We start from the raw sequence: 17712 nt of genomic DNA on the forward strand, positions 1-17712 counted from the left end.
CAGGCTTTACGTCCAGAGAACTCCCTGCGCTGTGCCACAGGGAAAGTTCACACAGGTGTATAAATGCGATACGCGCAGTATCTGGAACAGGATGATACTGTCACGCACACGCTGATCACTCAGACAAACACATTTGCAACGGTGAGGTATTCACCCCGCGCGCCACAAAAGCAGTTATCCATTCAGGAGCGAGTTCAAGAACCTGAAGGGCGGCTTCCTCTGTGTCAAACTCGGCAAACACACAGGCACCTGTCCCTGTCAGGCGTGATGGCGCGTATTCTAACAGCCAGACAAGCAATTCATCAACCTTACGAAAACGTTTTCTTACGACAGCTTCACAATCATTATGCCAGCAACTATCCATAAGCTGGTTTAATGTCCGGTGCGGAGTATCTCGGGTAAGTTGCGGATCGCCGAAAACGGCCGGGGTAGGAATACTTTCTCCGGGATGGGCGACCAGGTACCATTTTTCCGGCGGACTGGCGGGTTGCAGTTGTTCGCCGACACCTTCGGCAAAGGCCGCATAACCGTGAACAAATACCGGCACGTCCGCCCCCAGTTGCAGCCCGAGGCTTGCCAGGTATTCGGCAGAGTAACTGCAATTCCAGAGCTGGTTTAACGCCACCAGTACGGTGGCGGCGTTGGATGATCCCCCCCCGAGACCGCCGCCCATCGGGATTTTTTTCTCAACAGTGAATTCGGCACCGGCATCTTCGCTGATCCGCCGGTCTGCGAGGGCCGCGGCTTTCAGCAAGCGTGCCGCACGGATAATTAAATTATCTTCATCGGCGACCGCGGCCAGCGGGGTATTCATCCGCAGCCGGGCAGAGAAGTCAGTGCTGATAGTCAGGCTGTCGCCGTAATCAAGGAACTGAAACAATGTCTGCAGATTATGGTAGCCGTCGGCACGCTGACCAGTGATATAAAGGAACAGATTCAGTTTTGCCGGACTGGGCCAGGTTGTGGTCATGGTAATTTCCAGCTGTCCATACGTAATTTGATACGCAGATGACCGGTGGTTAACTCGAGGTCGGCGGGCAGGGCGGGTTTCACGTCCTGACGGTAATCATTGATAGTAACCTGCCATGTCTGGCCGTCGTGGGTATAGGTTGCGCTACGCAACTGGTACTGGTTATTCAGGGTATAGCTGTTGGCTGAACCGGGCAGTCCCAGCATCCACTGCCGCAGGTTTTCCAGCGGAATGTTCATGCCGGTCAGTTCAGAGATCATCTGAGTGGCATTGTGGCTGAAGTAGCGTTTCCCTGTATTGTCCACCAGCTGTACGGTTGTTCCCTGGGTATCCAGCTGCATTTCGGTACTGCCCAGCGGGCTGGTTAATAACAGCCGGTAACGATCGCTGGCTGTCTGTTGCCAGTTATAACGGGCATACACTTTTTGTTGTTCAGAAAGGTAGGCAAAGGCCCCGCGGGTTTGAAAAGCCGTAATTTTCTTAACTTCACTGACATGCTGTTTCCATTGGGCGGAGTCCGGGCTTTGGCCGGGTCCCTGTGGCGGGGGGGTAACACAGGCGCTTAACAGCAGGCTGGCAACAGGCAGGCACCGGCCCAGCCTGCGTCTATTCAATATACTCACGTCGTCATCTCCTCAGACCCGGATGTTTACTGCAGAGCGCTAAACGCTACCGTGCAGGCATTTAACCGTCAATGCTATTCGGGGAATATTATATGGGATCAGGTTAATCTTATTACAGTCATAGCTTTTGTATGGCTTTTCTTGATCTGCCTCATCTTGTAGAATGGTCCTATAACCCTGAAATTACCGGGACAACCCGACCAGAATCACCATGACGCTTCTAGCACTCGGAATCAATCACAAAACGGCACCTGTCGCGTTGCGCGAACGGGTATCTTTTGGGCCGGACACACTTGATAAAGCGCTGGACAGCCTGTTATCACAGCCACAGGTACAAAGTGGTGTGGTACTTTCAACCTGTAATCGCACTGAATTATACCTGAGTGTCGATGAAAATGATGATATTCAGGAGCAGTTGGTACGCTGGCTGTGTACGTATCATCAGCTTAAAGAGGAAGACGTCAGGCAAAGTCTGTACTGGCACGAGAATAATGCGGCGGTCAGCCATCTGATGCGGGTCGCCAGCGGGCTGGACTCTCTGGTGCTGGGTGAACCCCAGATTCTGGGTCAGGTAAAAAAAGCCTTTGCAGAATCTCAGCGTGGTCATGTACTGAGCAGCGAACTGGAGCGTATGTTCCAGAAAACCTTTTCGGTGGCCAAACGGGTTCGTACCGAAACAGAGATTGGTGCCAGTGCGGTATCGGTGGCCTTTGCGGCCTGTACCCTCGCCAGGCAGATTTTTGAATCACTGTCGAAAGTGAATGTGTTGCTGGTCGGTGCCGGGGAAACTATCGAACTGGTTGCCCGTCATCTGCGTGAGCACCGTGTACAGAAGCTGATTATTGCTAACCGGACCCGGGAACGTGCTCAGCGGCTGGCAGAAGAAGTCAATGCTGAAGTTATCGACATTGGTGATATCAGCTCTCGGTTGCAGGACGCGGATATTATTATCTCGTCCACCGCCAGCCCGCTTCCGATTATCGGTAAAGGTATGGTGGAACGGGCGCTAAAAGCCCGGCGTAATCAGCCGATGCTATTGGTAGATATTGCAGTACCGCGGGATGTTGAACCGGAGGCGGGTAAACTGGCGAATGCCTATTTATATACTGTCGATGATTTACAGACCATTATTCAGCAGAATATGGCACAGCGTGAAGCGGCGGCGGTTGAAGCCGAAAGTATCGTGGTGCATGAAAGCTGTGAGTTTATGTCATGGCTGCGGGCGCAGTCGGCGGTAACCACCATCCGTGATTACCGTGAACAGGCTGAACATATCCGTGAAGACCTGGAATCCAGGGCGTTACTGGCATTAGAGCAGGGACAGGATGCGAAAAAAGTGCTGCATGACCTTGCCCATAAACTGACTAACCGGCTGATCCATGCGCCGACAAAATCTCTCCAGCAGGCTGCCCGTGACGGGGACGATGAACGCCTGCAAATTTTACGTGACGGCCTTGGCATTGAATAATGCCGGGTGGTCCTTTTCAGTGATTGGAAAAACCTCAAATACATGAAGACATCAATTGTTGCCAAACTCGAAGCGCTGCAGGAACGCCATGAAGAAGTTGAAGCGTTATTGGGTGATGCCGGGGTCATTGCAGATCAGGAGCGTTTCCGGGCGTTATCCCGCGAATATGCTCAGTTAACCGACGTGACCAAATGCTTCCGCCACTGGCAGCAGGTTCAGGATGATATCGAAACAGCAACTCTGATGCTCGACGATCCCGAAATGCGGGAGATGGCTAACGACGAATTACAACAAGCGAAGAGCCAGAGCGAAATACTTGAGCAGGAACTGCAGGTACTGTTGCTGCCAAAAGATCCGGACGATGAACGTCCCTGTTTTGTTGAAGTCCGTGCCGGAACCGGTGGTGATGAAGCTGCTTTGTTTGCCGGTGATCTGTTCCGTATGTACAGTCGCTATGCGGAAACCAACCGCTGGCGTGTCGAAATCATCAGTGCCAACGAAGGCGAACATGGTGGCTATAAAGAAGTCATTGCGAAAATTATCGGTGATGGCGTTTACGGCCGGCTGAAATTTGAATCCGGTGGTCACCGTGTACAGCGGGTACCTGAGACCGAATCCCAGGGGCGTATTCATACTTCAGCCTGTACTGTGGCTATTATGCCGGAGATCCCGGATGCCGAGCTGCCGGATATTAATCCGTCGGATCTGAAAATTGATACTTTCCGGTCGTCGGGAGCAGGTGGTCAGCACGTTAACACCACTGACTCTGCTATCCGTATTACGCACCTGCCAACCGGTATCGTGGTGGAGTGCCAGGATGAGCGTTCGCAGCATAAGAACAAAGCGAAAGCCTTGTCGGTTCTGGGGGCACGTATCCATGCCGCCGAAATGGCCAGACGTCATGAAGCCGAGGCTTCGGCGCGGCGTAACCTGCTGGGCAGCGGTGACCGTTCTGACCGTATCCGGACCTACAACTTCCCTCAGGGACGGGTCACGGATCACCGTATCAACCTGACACTGTACCGGCTGGATGAAACAATGGAAGGTAAACTGGACAGCCTGATCGAGCCTATTGTTCAGGAATATCAGGCAGATCAGCTGGCGGCACTGGCAGGCCAGGAATAATGCGGATACGTGACTGGCTGGCACAAAGCCGTGTGGTATTGCAGCACAGTGAAAGTCCGAAACGTGATGCGGAAGTACTGCTCGGCTATGTGCTGGCGAAACCCCGTAGCTGGCTGATTGCCTTTGATGATACCAGTCTGTCGCCTGCCCAGTTAACCCGCTTAACCATGTTGCTGGAACGCCGCCGGGCAGGGGAACCTGTGGCCCATTTGCTGGGGGAGCGGGAATTCTGGTCACTGCCCTTAAAAGTGAATAACAGTACCCTGATCCCGCGGCCGGATACGGAAGTGCTGGTCGAGGTCGCCCTGCAATTGCTCGGGGCATCGCCTGCGGCGGTGCTTGACCTGGGCACCGGCAGCGGAGCGGTTGCACTGGCGATAGCCAAAGAACGGCCGGACTGTGAAATTACCGGGGTGGACAGGGTGCCTGAGGCTGTTGCACTGGCCCGTGAAAATGCCGCACTGCTGGCGTTATCCGGTTGCCGGTTTTTGCAAAGCGACTGGTTCAGTGAACTGTCTGGCGCAAAGTATCAGCTGATTGTCAGTAATCCTCCTTATATTGATGCGACGGACCGGCATCTGCAGCAGGGGGATGTCCGTTTTGAGCCCCTCAGTGCACTGGTGGCGGATGAGGGCGGGCTGGCAGATCTGCGTAAGATTGCAGACCAGAGCCGTGACTGGTTACAGAAAGGGGGCTGGCTGGCGATGGAGCATGGCTGGCAACAGGCAGATGCGGTAAGCCGTTTACTGACGGATGCCGGTTATCAGCAGGTGGCCACACAAGCAGACTATGGCGGTAACCCGCGGGTAACTTTTGGCCAGTATAATCCCGGACAGATGGCGGGCTGATATGAACAATTATTTTACCGTTATAAAATCGATTCACATCTTCACCGCAATCGTTTCGGTGTTGTTATTTACCGGCCGTTTTTACTGGAAAACGGCAGGCTCCGCGATGATGCAGCGTCGTTGGGTGAAAATCACTCCGCATATTAATGATACGCTGCTGTTGCTGACCGGCATTATGCTGGTGCTGATCACCCGTTATTATCCGTTTACTGCCGATGGCAGCTGGCTGACCGAAAAATTAATGGCGGTCATTCTGTATATCGGTTTCGGATTTGTCGCTTTTGGTCGTCGTAATTTTTCACCGTTTATCCGCGGAATTGCATTTTGTGCAGCATTACTGATGCTGGTTATCATTGTCTTCCTTGCGATCAACAGAATACCGCTAGTGGGGATGTTATGAGTTCCGCAAACCAATTTGATTTTAGTCATGGCTCATTGTGTGAAGCCATGCTGACTGTAATGCAGGACATCCGGTCCGATTTTTCGGCCGGGAATGTGCGGCGGCAGTTAGAGTTGCTGGTCACTGAAGCAGAAACTTATGTGGCCGGTGAAACTGACCCTGAGAAGCGTCTCGGGAAACTGATGGAGCTGTTTTACGGGCAGTGGGGATTTGGCGGGGCCGGCGGTATATACCGCTTATCCGATGCCTTGTGGCTGGATAATGTGCTGAAAACCCGTCAGGGCACAGCCGTTTCACTCGGTGCGTTACTGCTGTTTATTGCAGACCGGTTATCTCTGCCACTGTTGCCGGTTATTTTCCCGACACAGCTGATTGCCCGGGCTGACTGGATTGATGGCGAAATGTGGTTAATTAACCCGTTTAACGGCGAAACGCTGGACGAACATACACTGGATGTGTGGGTGAAAGGGACTATCGGGCCGACATCCGGTTTGTATGATGAAGACCTGGATGAAGCTGATATTGCTTCGGTTATTCGTAAAATGCTTGATACACTGAAAGCCTCGTTGATGGATGAACAACAGCTGGAGCTGGCGTTAAAAGTCAGTGAAGTTCTGCTGAAAATGGATCCTGAAGACCCCTATGAAATTCGTGACCGGGGTTTGATTTATGCGCAACTTGAATGTGAACATGTTGCATTAAGTGACTTAACCTATTTTATTGAACAATGCCCTGAAGATCCGGTCAGTGAAATGATTAAGGTGCAGATCCATGCCATCGGGCAAAAACACGTTACGCTGCACTAAGCCGCGTTGATATCAGTAATTAAAGGAACAACAGTATGACAGAGAAAGTAGTCTCTATTGGTGACCTCAGGGTAGCAAACGATCTGCCATTTGTGTTGTTCGGTGGTATGAACGTTCTCGAATCCCGTGAACTTGCCATGCGTATCTGCGAACACTATGTCAGAGTGACAGACAAACTGGGTATCCCTTACGTTTTTAAAGCTTCGTTTGATAAAGCGAACCGCTCCTCAATTCATTCTTACCGTGGCCCTGGCCTGGAAGAAGGTCTGAAGATCTTTGCCGAGCTGAAAAGTACTTTTGGTGTGAAAATTATTACCGATGTACATGAAGCTGCCCAGGCACAGCCTGTGTCCGAAGTGGTTGATGTTATCCAGCTGCCGGCATTTCTTGCCCGTCAGACAGACCTGGTCGAAGCGATGGCGAAAACCGGTGCTGTGATTAACGTAAAAAAACCACAGTTTGTCAGCCCGGGGCAGATGGGTAATATTGTTGATAAATTTGCCGAAGGCGGTAATGATCAGGTGATCCTCTGTGACCGCGGCAGTAACTTTGGTTACGATAATCTGGTGGTTGATATGCTTGGCTTTAATGTCATGAAAAAAGTGACGCATAACTCCCCGGTGATTTTTGACGTTACCCATGCCCTGCAAACCCGGGATCCTTTTGGGGCGGCATCCGGTGGTCGCCGTGCCCAGGTAGCAGAACTGGCGCGTGCCGGGATGGCGGTAGGGATTGCCGGGCTGTTTATTGAAGCGCATCCGGATCCGGATAATGCAAAATGTGATGGCCCTTCAGCATTACCGCTGGATAAGCTGGAACCTTTCCTGGTTCAGATGAAAGGGATTGATGATTTAGTTAAATCGTTCCCGGCGCTGGATACCAGCCGCTAAGTTATACAGAGTGCAGCGCAATTCTGTGCTGCACTGGCTCCTGTCTGTGCCGGGATGATTACCGGCCCTGTTTCTGCATCGCAGCCCTGCCATTTGGTTTATGTCGTATATTCTCTGCTTCTGTCTCTGCCTGCCCGGGAAATACCTGTCTGTGCACCTGATGGCTGCAAGGAGTTGTAGCAGAGCAGTACTGACGCTGAGGGGCGGGCAGAAAGGGCCGGGATTATCCGATCTGCCACAGGCGCAATCCTGCGCCTGTGGTGGTTTGTCAACAGGTTACAGCATAATAGTCATCAGGTAGCCGATAAACAGCGCCAGATGCGCGGCACCATTGAGTACGTTAGTGCGTCCGGTAGAAAATGACACCTGGCACAGTAACAGCACACTGCACATAATCACCATTTGTGGCGCTTCGAGGCCGAAAATCAGCGGCTGGCCGGTAATGACTGCGATCAGGCTGACCACCGGTACTGTTAACGAAATTGTCGCCAGTACGGAGCCGAAAAACAGATTCATAGCCCGCTGTACCTGGTTAGCCAGCACTGCTTTGATAGCCCCTAATCCTTCCGGAGACAGGATCAGCAGGGCAATCAGGAAACCGGTAAACTGTGGCGGCGCATTCAGGTCGCCCAGCAATTGTTCCAGTACCGGTGCATTCATTTTAGTCACACTGATCACCGCCAGCAGATGGATAATCAGCCATAAGGCATGCCAGCCGCTGCTATGAGCAGAAGGTTTACCATGGTGAGGGTCACCGTCATCACTTTCGTCTTCATGTTCATAAATAAACAGACTCTGGTGGGTTTTGGTCTGGATAAGCAGGAATACCCCGTACATAGCTGCGGACACGGCAGCGATTAACAGTGCCTGACCAGTGGTAAAGTTACCGCCCGGCAGGGCATTAGGAAAAACCAGAACCAGAATGGCTAACGGGAAGATAGCAATCAGATACTGTTTTACTCCTGCCAGATTGACATATTGTGTGGCGAATTTGCGGCCGCCGAGCAGCAGCGCAAAACCCACCAGCCCGGCAGTCACGATCATAATAATTGAGTACAGGGTATCGCGCATCAGCCCGGCACTGGCATTTCCGGTCGCCATCAGTGCCGAAATCAGACTGACCTCCAGGATTACCACCGACAGAGTCAGAATCAATGAACCAAAGGGTTCCCCCAGCCGGTGGGCCAGTACATCAGCGTGACGAACAACGCTGAAAGCGCTGCAGAGGATCGCGACCAGGGTTAATATATTGATGGCGATGACCAGCGGCAGGGACGTCTGATGGCTGAAGAACCATAAAACGCCCAGGGCAATTATTGGGAAAATTAATGAGTATTCCGTATGGCGGGTTTTTTCATGCGCTGGCATTCTCTCTCCTCACGCGTTATAAATTGGACTCTCTGTAACTCTGTGCAGCCTTGTTACCGGGTAAATTTCCGGAAGATACTGTATCATTAAAAGATATTACTGACACATTTATTTACTCCGTAGTGATATTTTAATTACCTTTCTGTTTTCTCTGCTATCTTCATTTAACTTAATGATTTAAATGGATTTAAAATATTTTTGATTCATGATTTTTTTAGGTTATCTTGCAAAAAGTCGTGGTTATTACATCACTAACAACACTGAGTCTGTTATTTGTGTTTCCGGGGTAATATTATCGATTTTTTATATTTATCTCTTTGTTTCATATGTATTATTTTTTATTTTTCAGCCAGTAGTCTGCGCCGGGGGGAGTTGCCGGGAAAGAGCTATTTATGTGATGCTCTTCACATAATGGCCGGTTTATTGTAATGATAGCAGTATTGAGTATTCCCCGGTGATTAAGGAGGACGATGTGCTGACCCGGGATTTTTTGATCAATGCGGATTGCCGGTCCTCATTCGGACATATTGATGATCAGTTATTGCTGACTCCGCAACAGCGTAAAGCCTCGCTGGCGGAATTTCTTAACCGGTTGCCGGAAGGTTTACCCGTATGGATATTTGGTTACGGATCTTTAATGTGGAATCCGGTGCTGGATTATAATGACGTACGGCCTGCGGTCCTTGAGGGCTGGCATCGTGCGTTTTGTATCCGGCTGATAGCCGGCCGGGGAACAGAATGTCAGCCGGGCAGGATGCTGGCTTTACAGTCGGGCGGCAGAACCCGCGGACGGGTGTTTCGCCTGAGTGACGATAACCGGGCTGAAGAGCTGGAATTACTCTGGAAACGGGAAATGCTGACCGGCTGCTATTGTCCGCGCTGGGAAGCGGTTACCCTTGATGACGGGCAACAGATTATCGCGCTGGTATTCACTATCAATCCCCTGCATCCCTTGTTTGAGTCTGATAACAGTCCTTCAGTGATTGCCCCGTTAATTGCTGCAGCTAAAGGGCCTCTCGGAACAAATGCACAATATCTGTATCAACTGGTCAGCAGTCTGTCGGAACTCGGAGAACAGGATGACACTCTGTTATCCCTGGCCCGCGACGTCAGACAATTACAACAACAGTAACCGGTGAGCGGTGACGGTGGCTTTATGCTGATACTCAGTGGTTCCACAGTGCCGGGTTAAGGCGGGGTCTGCATTCAGTGCCGGCTATGGTATACTGGGGCATCTGCTTTTCTGACATCAGGTCAGCCACCGTTTCTCTGTTCTCTTTGACGCTGTTGAATTTATTATGCCTTTAAACAGATCATGCCGGTTTTGCTATTCATTTTTACTGTTATGTTCTGCCGCCGCGGGGATACCTCAGGCCGGGGCAGACAGTAACCTTACCGGTTCACCAACTACGGCTGGCAGCAGGGAGCCTGAAGGAGAAGAGAACCGTTCGTTACCGGACCTCGGTAGTAGCGCCAGCCAGAGTGATTTCTCGAAGCAACTGGCGGAAATTGCCCAATCAATCGCACAGGAAAATTCCAGCAATACGGATACCAGCCTCGGACACAGTGCAGGTCTGTGGGCTTTTGACCACTTGCGTGACCAGTTATCGGAAAAACTCAATCAGGCGGGGCAGAGTTTGCTGTCGCCTTACGGGCGAACCAATATTAATCTGGATGTGGACCTGAACGGTAACTTTGATGGTACTTCTGCCAGGCTGCTGAGTCCGCTGGAGGATAATGATCGTTATCTGGTATACAGCCAGCTGGGGATAAGTCAGAGTTCGCCCGGGACTACCGGCAGTGTCGGAGTGGGGCAGCGCTGGGGGGCCGGACACTGGCTATTTGGCTATAACTCTTTTCTTGATCATCTGTTCAATCAGCGTCTTGACAGAGCATCGTTTGGTACCGAGGCCCGCGGCGATTTTCTGAGTTTCTCGGCCAATTATTATCTGCCGGTTTCCGGCTGGCGTGAGACTGACAGTACACGTATGGCCCGTATGGCCCACGGCTATGATATTACCAGCCAGGGCTATCTGCCGTTTTACCGCCAGCTTGGTGTCTCCGTCAGCTGGCAGCAATATCTCGGGGATAATATTGATGCTTTTAACAGCGGGAATTATTACCATAATCCGGCAGCACTGTCTCTGGGATTCACTTATACGCCGGTCCCGCTGGTCACTTTCTCTGCCAGTCATAAGACCGGAACCGGAGGCGAAAGTCAGGATTTATTCGGGTTAAAATTTAATTACCGTTTCGGTGAGTCACTGGCAAAACAGCTGTCTCCCGATGAAGTCGCGGCGGTGCACTCTCTGCGGGGCAGCCGCTATGATGCCGTTACCCGCAATAACAGTCCGGTATTATCCTACCGCGACATCCCGGCACTGAGTGTATTTCTTGCCACGCCGCCGTGGCAGCTGACCGGCGGAGAAACCCTGATGCTGAAATTACAGGTCAGCCCGGCGGGTAATATCCGCAGTATTCACTGGCAGGGCGATACCCGTGCACTTAGTCTGACTTCGCCGGCCAGTAATACCGACTTGCAGGGATGGAGTGTGATTATTCCGCGCTGGGATAATGATCCGCAGGCAACCAACGAATATCATCTGGCGGTAACTATTGAAAATGCCCGCCATCAGACCACGTCAAACTGGATCACCCTGAAAGTGGACCAGCCACTTTCTCTGCCAGAGGCTCCCGTCCAGCCACAATATGATCTGATGGCCCCCTGAGTTTTCCCCGCCACGGTGCACCCTGTTGCCGGATTTTCTTTTACGCCCCATAAAGGGGCGTTCTGTGATCATAAGGGCGGATAATTGCACCTGTATGGGGCGTTTTTATAACGGATAAAGGCGGCTGCCTGTTCATGATCACAAAACTGAAACTTTTCTTTAGTTTTGCATAAATCTTCTGTTTTAGTTCAGAGAGATACTGAACCGTCTGGTGGTTATTCACTATTTATTCATTTATTGTGAATACAGATCGCTCATAAGTCGTTGATTTATTTTGTCATGTGTAATTTTATGCACTTTTTCTTTTTTACTGGCACGTTAACTGCAATTTACAGTCTCTGCCAGTCAGGCTGTGCATCGATAGTTTAAAAAATAATATTCACATCACAACACAACAAAATAGATCAGAGGTTGTTATGCCACAGGCCATCACCCGTCAGAATTTTGACCAATGGATGCTTCCGGTTTATGCGCCGGCAGACTTTATTCCGGTCAGGGCTAAAGGTTCGCGTTTATGGGACCAGCAGGATAAAGAATATATCGATTTTGCCGGAGGAATTGCGGTCAATGCCCTCGGCCATTGTCATCCGCAATTGCAACAGGTATTGATCGAACAGTCTGCCAGACTCTGGCACACAGGAAATGGGTATACCAATGAACCGATCCTCGGTGTGGCGAAACAACTGACAGAAGCAACCTTTGCAGACCGGGTTTTTTTCTGTAATTCCGGTGCTGAAGCCAATGAAGCTGCACTGAAACTGGCCCGTAAATATGCGCATGATCAGGGTAACCCGCAAAAACGCGGTATTGTTGCCTTTAAAAATGCATTTCATGGCAGAACATTATTTACGGTAACTGCAGGGGGACAGCCGGCCTATTCGGCAGATTTTGCCCCCTTACCGCCTGATATCAGTCATGCCCGGTTCAACGATATTGAATCTGCCCGTGCTGCCATTAACTCCCATACCTGTGCAGTGATAGTAGAACCTGTACAGGGAGAAGGCGGAGTTATTCCTGCCAGTGCCGGTTTTTTGCAGGCACTGCGTGAATTATGCGATCAGCATGGAGCTTTGCTGATTTTCGATGAAGTACAAACCGGTGTTGGCCGGACCGGCGCATTATACGCTTACATGAAGTACGGGGTGGAACCGGATGTAATGACTACCGCTAAAGCGCTGGGCGGTGGTTTTCCGATAGGTGCGATGCTGGCAAAAGAGCATTGTGCCAGAGTGATGACTGTCGGCACCCACGGCACAACTTACGGGGGGAACCCTCTGGCCGGGGCGATTGCCGGGAAAGTATTGTCACTGATTAATACTCCCGAAACCCTGGCAGGAGTGAGCGAGCGTGAACAATACTTCCGTCGCGGACTGGCCGATATTATGCAGCGGTTACCGGTCTTCAGCGAAGTCCGTGGTGAAGGACTGTTGATTGGTTGTCAGTTAACTGAACGTTTACAGGGAAAAGCGAAGGCGATAAGCCTGGCAGCGGCACGGCAGGGAGTGATGGTATTAATTGCCGGGGCCAGTGTTATACGTTTTGCACCGGCATTAAATATTCCGTTTGCTGATATTGATGAAGGGCTGAACCGTCTGGCACAGGCGCTGCACGCCGTTGTACAGGAGGCCGGATAATGTCGGTAATCCGTCCTGTATGCCATAACGATTTAGCCGGACTGATGGCCCTGGCGGCTAAAACTGGCGGGGGGTTAACTTCCCTTCCTGAAGATGAACAGACCCTTTCCGAACGTATTGATCGTTCGATAAAAACCTGGCGCGGAGAATGTCCGAAATCACAGCAGGGTTATGTGTTTGTGCTTGAATTACCCGACAGCGGGCAGATTGCCGGAATCTGTGCCATTGAAGTCGCGGTCGGGCTGGAAGAGCCCTGGTATAACTTTCGCGTGGGTTCTCAGGTACATGCTTCACGGCAACTGGATGTCTATAACCATCTGGCGACATTATCACTAAGCAATGACCATACGGGTGTCAGTGAGCTTTGTACTCTGTTCCTTGATCCTGACTGTCGCGGTAATAAAAATGGTCAGCTATTGTCTAAATCACGGCTGCTGTTTCTGGCCAGTTTTCGCCAGCATTTTTCGAGCCATGTGGTTGCAGAAATGCGTGGTGTCAGCGACCGGCAACAGGAGTCACCGTTCTGGAACAGTGTCGGAAAACACTTTTTTTCGATGGACTTTGGCAGAGCTGATTTTCTCAGCGGTACCGGACATAAGGCGTTTATCGCTGAACTGATGCCTAAGCATCCTTTGTATGTCCATTATCTGACCGGGGAGGCTCAGGACGTTATCGGCCAGGTACACCCTGATACGGCGCCGGCCAGAGCTTTACTTGAGTCTGAGGGCTTCCGTTACCGAAATTATATCGATATTTTCGATGGCGGGCCGACTCTGGAGTGTGAACTGGCGCAGATCCGCGCTGTCCGTCACAGCCGTCTGGTCAGTGCTGAAATCGGGTCGCCGCCGGAGAATGCTCCGTTATGCCTGGTGGCCAGTCAGAATTATCATGATTTCAGAACCCTGCTGACACCTGCCGATCCGCGCACCGGTCATGTGTATTTAACCGCCGACCGTGCCGCACACCTGCAGGCAGATGCCGGTGATATGTTACGTATTGTTACACTCAGCCCAAAGGACAGTTCAGATGACGTTATTAATTAATGGCCAGTGGCTGCAGGGCAAAGGACCTGAGCTGATCAAAAATGATCCGGTGAGCGGTCAGCGGATTTGGCAGAATAATACGGCGCAACAGGACGATGTTGCAGCCGCCTGTCAGGCAGCCGCATCTGCATTCCCGGCCTGGTCACGGCGCAGTTTTACTGACCGGCTGGCACTGGTCACCGCATTTGGCCAACTGTTAGCCGAAAACAAACCGCAACTGACGGAGCTGATTAGCCGTGAAACAGGCAAGCCACGCTGGGAAGCGCTGACCGAAGTCAGATCAATGATTAATAAAATTGCCATATCTGAACAGTCCTGGCATCAGCGCACCGGTGAGTCACAGCAGGCAGACAGCAGCCTTCGCCACCGTCCCCATGGGGTGATGGCGGTATTCGGTCCCTATAATTTCCCCGGGCATCTGCCTAACGGACATATAGTTCCGGCGTTGCTGGCGGGGAATTGCGTGGTGTTTAAACCCAGTGAACTGACGCCGGCAACCGCGCAACTGACCACGGAACTCTGGCATAAAGCAGGTTTACCGGCGGGGGTGATTAATCTGGTGCAGGGCGGGCGGGAAACGGGACAGGCCTTACTGACAGATCCTGCTGTCAATGGTGTACTGTTCACCGGCAGTGCTGCGACCGGCTACCATATCCATCGTCAGTTTGCCGGCCGGCCGGAGATTATGCTGGCCCTGGAAATGGGCGGAAATAATGCACTGATTGTCGATGAACCACAGGAAATTGATGCAGCCGTCAACCTCACTCTCCAGTCGGCTTTTATCAGCGCCGGCCAGCGTTGTACTTGTGCGCGGCGTTTGCTGGTGAAACGCGGTGACGCCGGTGATCGTTTCCTGACTCGCCTGGCCGAAGTGGCGGCCAGGATTGAACCCGCGCCATGGGATAGCACCCCGGCTCCCTTTATGGGCAGCGTAATTTCGCCACAGGCTGCAGGGCATATCTGGCAGCACTGGCAGCAGCTTACCGCCGCAGGAGCCGATGTATTGCTGGAAATGCGCTGGCCGGACCGGGCCTCAGGATTGATCAGCCCGGGGATTATTGATATCACCGCTTTGCCGGAGCAACCGGATGAGGAAGTCTTCGGGCCGTTACTGAATGTGATTCGTTATGATGACTTTGACCAGGCAATAGCTATCGCTAACCGTACCCGCTATGGCCTTTCCTGTGGACTGATTTCTGAACAACGCGAGAAATTTGAACAACTGCTGACCGATGCCCGCGCCGGGATTGTTAACTGGAATAAACCCCTGACCGGAGCCGCCAGCAACGCACCGTTTGGCGGCATAGGTGCTTCCGGTAACCACCGGCCCGGGGCCTGGTATGCGGCGGACTATTGTGCCTGGCCGATGGCCTCAATGGAGAGTGCGCAACTCCGTCTGCCGGAGCAATTATCGCCCGGCCTCGATTTTTCACATTAATAAGCAGGTGCTCCTATGGAAATTCAGAAGGCAGAAGCCAATTTTGACGGTCTGACAGGCCTGACTCACCACTATGCCGGGCTCTCTTTTGGTAACGAAGCCTCGGCGCGTAACCGGTTTCAGCCATCAAATCCGTTAAACGCGGTAAAACAGGGACTGGCGAAAATGAAAGCACTGGCCGATCAGGGCTTTATTCAGGGAGTGATCCCGCCCTTATCGCGGCCTAATCTTGCACTGTTGCGTCAGCTGGGGTTTACGGGCAATGATCCGCAGGTATTACAGAAAGCCCTGCAACAGGCTCCTGAGCTATTATCGGCCGCCTGTTCGGCGTCGTCGATGTGGGTGGCCAATGCAGCCACCGTTTCCCCCTCGGCGGATACCGCAGATCAACGGGTACACTTTACGGTTGCCAACCTCAATAATAAACTGCACCGCATGACAGAAGCGCCGGCCACCACCCGCCTGTTACGGGCAATCTTCCCTGACGATACATATTTCAAAGTACATCACGCTTTACCCCAGACCGCCTGTTTCGGGGATGAGGGTGCAGCCAATCATAACCGGCTATGTAATAAAGATGGTTCCTCACCGCTGGAGTTATTTGTTTATGGCCGTGATGAAAAACATCCGGACAGGGGACCGGTTCGTTACCCGGCGCGCCAGACCCTGCAGGCCAGTGAAGCCGTTGCCCGACTGCATCAGCTTGATCCGCGTCACACATTGTATGCGCAACAAAATCCTGCGGTGATCGACCAGGGGGTTTTCCATAACGATGTGATTGCGGTAAGCCATCGTGAAGTTCTGTTCTGTCATGAACAGGCATTTGTCGGACAGGCCGGTTTACTGGCAAAAATTCGTGAGCGGCTGGCGGACTTTACTCCGATAATTGTGCCGGAACAGCGGGTTTCGGTCAGAGATGCAGTCAATACCTACTTGTTTAACAGCCAGTTGCTTAGCTTTAACGATGGCAGCATGTCGCTGGTGTTACCTGCGGAAGCGGAAGCTCATCCCGGCGTGTGGCAATATCTTCAGCAGGTTGTGGCAGAAGATAACCCGATAACGGATTTGCAGATTTTCGATTTACGTGAAAGTATGCGCAACGGTGGCGGGCCTGCCTGTTTACGATTACGTGTGGCATTAACGGCCCGGCAACGTCAGGCGGTTAACCCGGCGGTACTGATGAACGATCAGCTGTTTGCGCAACTTAATGGCTGGGCAGAGAAGTATTACCGTGACAGACTGACGATCGATGACCTTGCTGACCCGCAATTACTGACCGAAAATAATCAGGCACTGGATGATTTAACGAAACTGTTAAAGCTTGGCAGTGTCTATGAATTCCAGTGTTAAGTTGATCTGAATGGAAAGAGCCGAATGATAACTGATTATCTGCAGCACCTGCTCTCCGGGCAATCGGGCGGAGAGGCTGAAGGAGAAAATGCATTTCTGCGCTGGCGGGAAAGGGGCGAGGGAATTATTGAACTGACGCCGGCGGGTGATGCTGCGGACGATATGCTGGTGGTTTCAGCGGGGATTCACGGTAATGAAACGGCCCCCGCAGAGATCCTTAACCAGATCCTTGGTGGATTACTGGCAGGGGAACGGCCACTTGCCAGCCGGTTACTGGTTATTTTTGGTAACCCTGCTGCCCTGAGGGCGGGGACACGTTTTACCGCCTATGACCTGAACCGGTTGTTCTCCAGCGGCTGGAAGACCATTGCTCCCTGCTATGAGTCACGGCGTGCCAGCCAGTTAGAGCTGGTATTACAGCAGTTTTTTGCCAGCGGCACGGCAGGGGCACGCTGCTGGCATCTGGATTTACATACGGCGATCCGCGGTTCGCTTTACCAGAAATTCGGGGTGTTACCGGTTAATTCTGAGCCCTGGCAGGAGAATTTTATTGACTGGCTGAACTGTGCCGGGGCTGAAGCACTGGTGTTTCATCGCTCGCCGGGCGGAACCTTTAGCCATTTCAGCTGCAATTCACTGTCGGCTCAGAGTTGTACCCTGGAGCTCGGTAAAGCTTTACCCTTCGGTAAAAATCAGTTATCAGATTTTGAACAAACCCGTGACGCCCTGATGGCGTTAATTTGCGGGGACTGTCTGCTGCCTGCCCGGCCGGTAAAACCGGCCGTTCGCTTCCGTGTGGCACAGCAGATAACCCGGTTAAGTGATGAGTTTTGCTTGCATATGTCTGATTCGACACTTAATTTCACGCAATTTCCTGCCGGAACCTTACTGGCCGAAGATGGTGAACAGCAATATCTGGTCGGCAATGCCGGCGGCGAAAGGGTGCTGTTTCCGAACCCACGGGTGGCTGCCGGACTGCGGGCAGGTCTGATGCTGGTGGAAGAGAACTAACCTGCCTCT

General features: G+C 52.0%; 16 protein-coding genes. 13 read left to right on the plus strand and 3 right to left on the minus strand.

Annotation, left to right across the window (positions count from 1 at the left end; genetic code table 11):
• Positions 1-115 precede the first annotated feature (115 nt).
• Both ispE and lolB read right to left on the minus strand, forming a co-directional pair.
• The gene (ispE, locus tag JK216_RS06950) at positions 116-970 is read right to left on the minus strand and encodes a 4-(cytidine 5'-diphospho)-2-C-methyl-D-erythritol kinase (protein WP_212711300.1); all 855 of its coding nucleotides are present in this window, start codon (positions 968-970) and stop codon (positions 116-118) included.
• Entirely contained in the window at positions 967-1593 is a 627-nt protein-coding gene (gene lolB / locus JK216_RS06955) for a lipoprotein insertase outer membrane protein LolB (protein WP_212706807.1), read from the minus strand. The genes ispE and lolB overlap by 4 nt, the downstream gene beginning before the upstream one ends.
• 211 nt (positions 1594-1804) lie before the next feature.
• On the opposite strand from lolB, the gene hemA reads away from it, so the two are divergent.
• The 6 genes from hemA to kdsA are packed head-to-tail and all read left to right on the plus strand — an operon-like array spanning position 1805 to position 7130.
• Positions 1805-3061, plus strand: coding sequence for a glutamyl-tRNA reductase (gene hemA / locus JK216_RS06960; protein WP_212706808.1), 1257 nt, complete (start codon positions 1805-1807; stop codon positions 3059-3061).
• 42 nt (positions 3062-3103) lie between these two features.
• Positions 3104-4186, plus strand: coding sequence for a peptide chain release factor 1 (gene prfA, locus JK216_RS06965; RefSeq protein ID WP_212706809.1), 1083 nt, complete (start codon positions 3104-3106; stop codon positions 4184-4186).
• Positions 4186-5034 carry a peptide chain release factor N(5)-glutamine methyltransferase gene (gene prmC / locus JK216_RS06970; RefSeq protein WP_212711301.1) on the plus strand — a complete coding sequence of 283 codons (849 nt, stop codon included), beginning with the start codon at positions 4186-4188 and terminating at the stop codon, positions 5032-5034. Before prfA ends, prmC begins: the two co-directional genes overlap by 1 nt.
• A gap of 1 nt (position 5035) precedes the next feature.
• Complete coding sequence (locus JK216_RS06975; protein WP_212706811.1) at positions 5036-5434, plus strand: SirB2 family protein; 399 nt, start codon at positions 5036-5038, stop codon at positions 5432-5434.
• Positions 5431-6240: an invasion regulator SirB1 gene (gene sirB1 / locus JK216_RS06980; RefSeq protein ID WP_212706812.1), complete on the plus strand. Its 810-nt coding sequence runs from the start codon at positions 5431-5433 to the stop codon at positions 6238-6240. Before JK216_RS06975 ends, sirB1 begins: the two co-directional genes overlap by 4 nt.
• Positions 6241-6275: 35 nt before the next feature.
• The gene (kdsA, locus tag JK216_RS06985) at positions 6276-7130 is read left to right on the plus strand and encodes a 3-deoxy-8-phosphooctulonate synthase (RefSeq protein WP_212706813.1); all 855 of its coding nucleotides are present in this window, start codon (positions 6276-6278) and stop codon (positions 7128-7130) included.
• A gap of 276 nt (positions 7131-7406) precedes the next feature.
• Here the strand turns inward: kdsA and chaA are convergent, their stop codons facing one another.
• Positions 7407-8498, minus strand: coding sequence for a sodium-potassium/proton antiporter ChaA (gene chaA, locus JK216_RS06990; protein WP_212706814.1), 1092 nt, complete (start codon positions 8496-8498; stop codon positions 7407-7409).
• A 472-nt stretch (positions 8499-8970) separates the two neighbouring features.
• On the opposite strand from chaA, the gene JK216_RS06995 reads away from it, so the two are divergent.
• The 7 genes from JK216_RS06995 (at position 8971) to astE (ending at position 17703) form a co-directional block, all read left to right on the plus strand.
• Positions 8971-9630: a gamma-glutamylcyclotransferase gene (locus JK216_RS06995; RefSeq protein WP_212706815.1), complete on the plus strand. Its 660-nt coding sequence runs from the start codon at positions 8971-8973 to the stop codon at positions 9628-9630.
• A gap of 166 nt (positions 9631-9796) precedes the next feature.
• Entirely contained in the window at positions 9797-11227 is a 1431-nt protein-coding gene (locus JK216_RS07000) for a YchO/YchP family invasin (protein ID WP_212706816.1), read from the plus strand.
• A gap of 416 nt (positions 11228-11643) precedes the next feature.
• Entirely contained in the window at positions 11644-12861 is a 1218-nt protein-coding gene (locus JK216_RS07005) for a bifunctional succinylornithine transaminase/acetylornithine transaminase (protein WP_212706817.1), read from the plus strand.
• Positions 12861-13904 carry an arginine N-succinyltransferase gene (gene astA, locus JK216_RS07010; protein WP_212710051.1) on the plus strand — a complete coding sequence of 348 codons (1044 nt, stop codon included), beginning with the start codon at positions 12861-12863 and terminating at the stop codon, positions 13902-13904. The genes JK216_RS07005 and astA overlap by 1 nt, the downstream gene beginning before the upstream one ends.
• A complete protein-coding gene (gene astD, locus JK216_RS07015; RefSeq protein ID WP_212711302.1) occupies positions 13888-15342 on the plus strand; it encodes a succinylglutamate-semialdehyde dehydrogenase in 1455 nt (484 codons plus the stop codon). Before astA ends, astD begins: the two co-directional genes overlap by 17 nt.
• 21 nt (positions 15343-15363) lie before the next feature.
• Entirely contained in the window at positions 15364-16692 is a 1329-nt protein-coding gene (gene astB / locus JK216_RS07020) for an N-succinylarginine dihydrolase (RefSeq protein WP_212710158.1), read from the plus strand.
• Between the two features lie 27 nt (positions 16693-16719).
• Positions 16720-17703: a succinylglutamate desuccinylase gene (astE, locus tag JK216_RS07025; RefSeq protein WP_212711353.1), complete on the plus strand. Its 984-nt coding sequence runs from the start codon at positions 16720-16722 to the stop codon at positions 17701-17703.
• Positions 17704-17712 lie beyond the last annotated feature (9 nt).

Source organism: Tatumella sp. JGM94, assembly GCF_018257595.1.
In the GTDB taxonomy this organism is placed as follows: domain Bacteria; phylum Pseudomonadota; class Gammaproteobacteria; order Enterobacterales; family Enterobacteriaceae; genus Tatumella; species Tatumella punctata.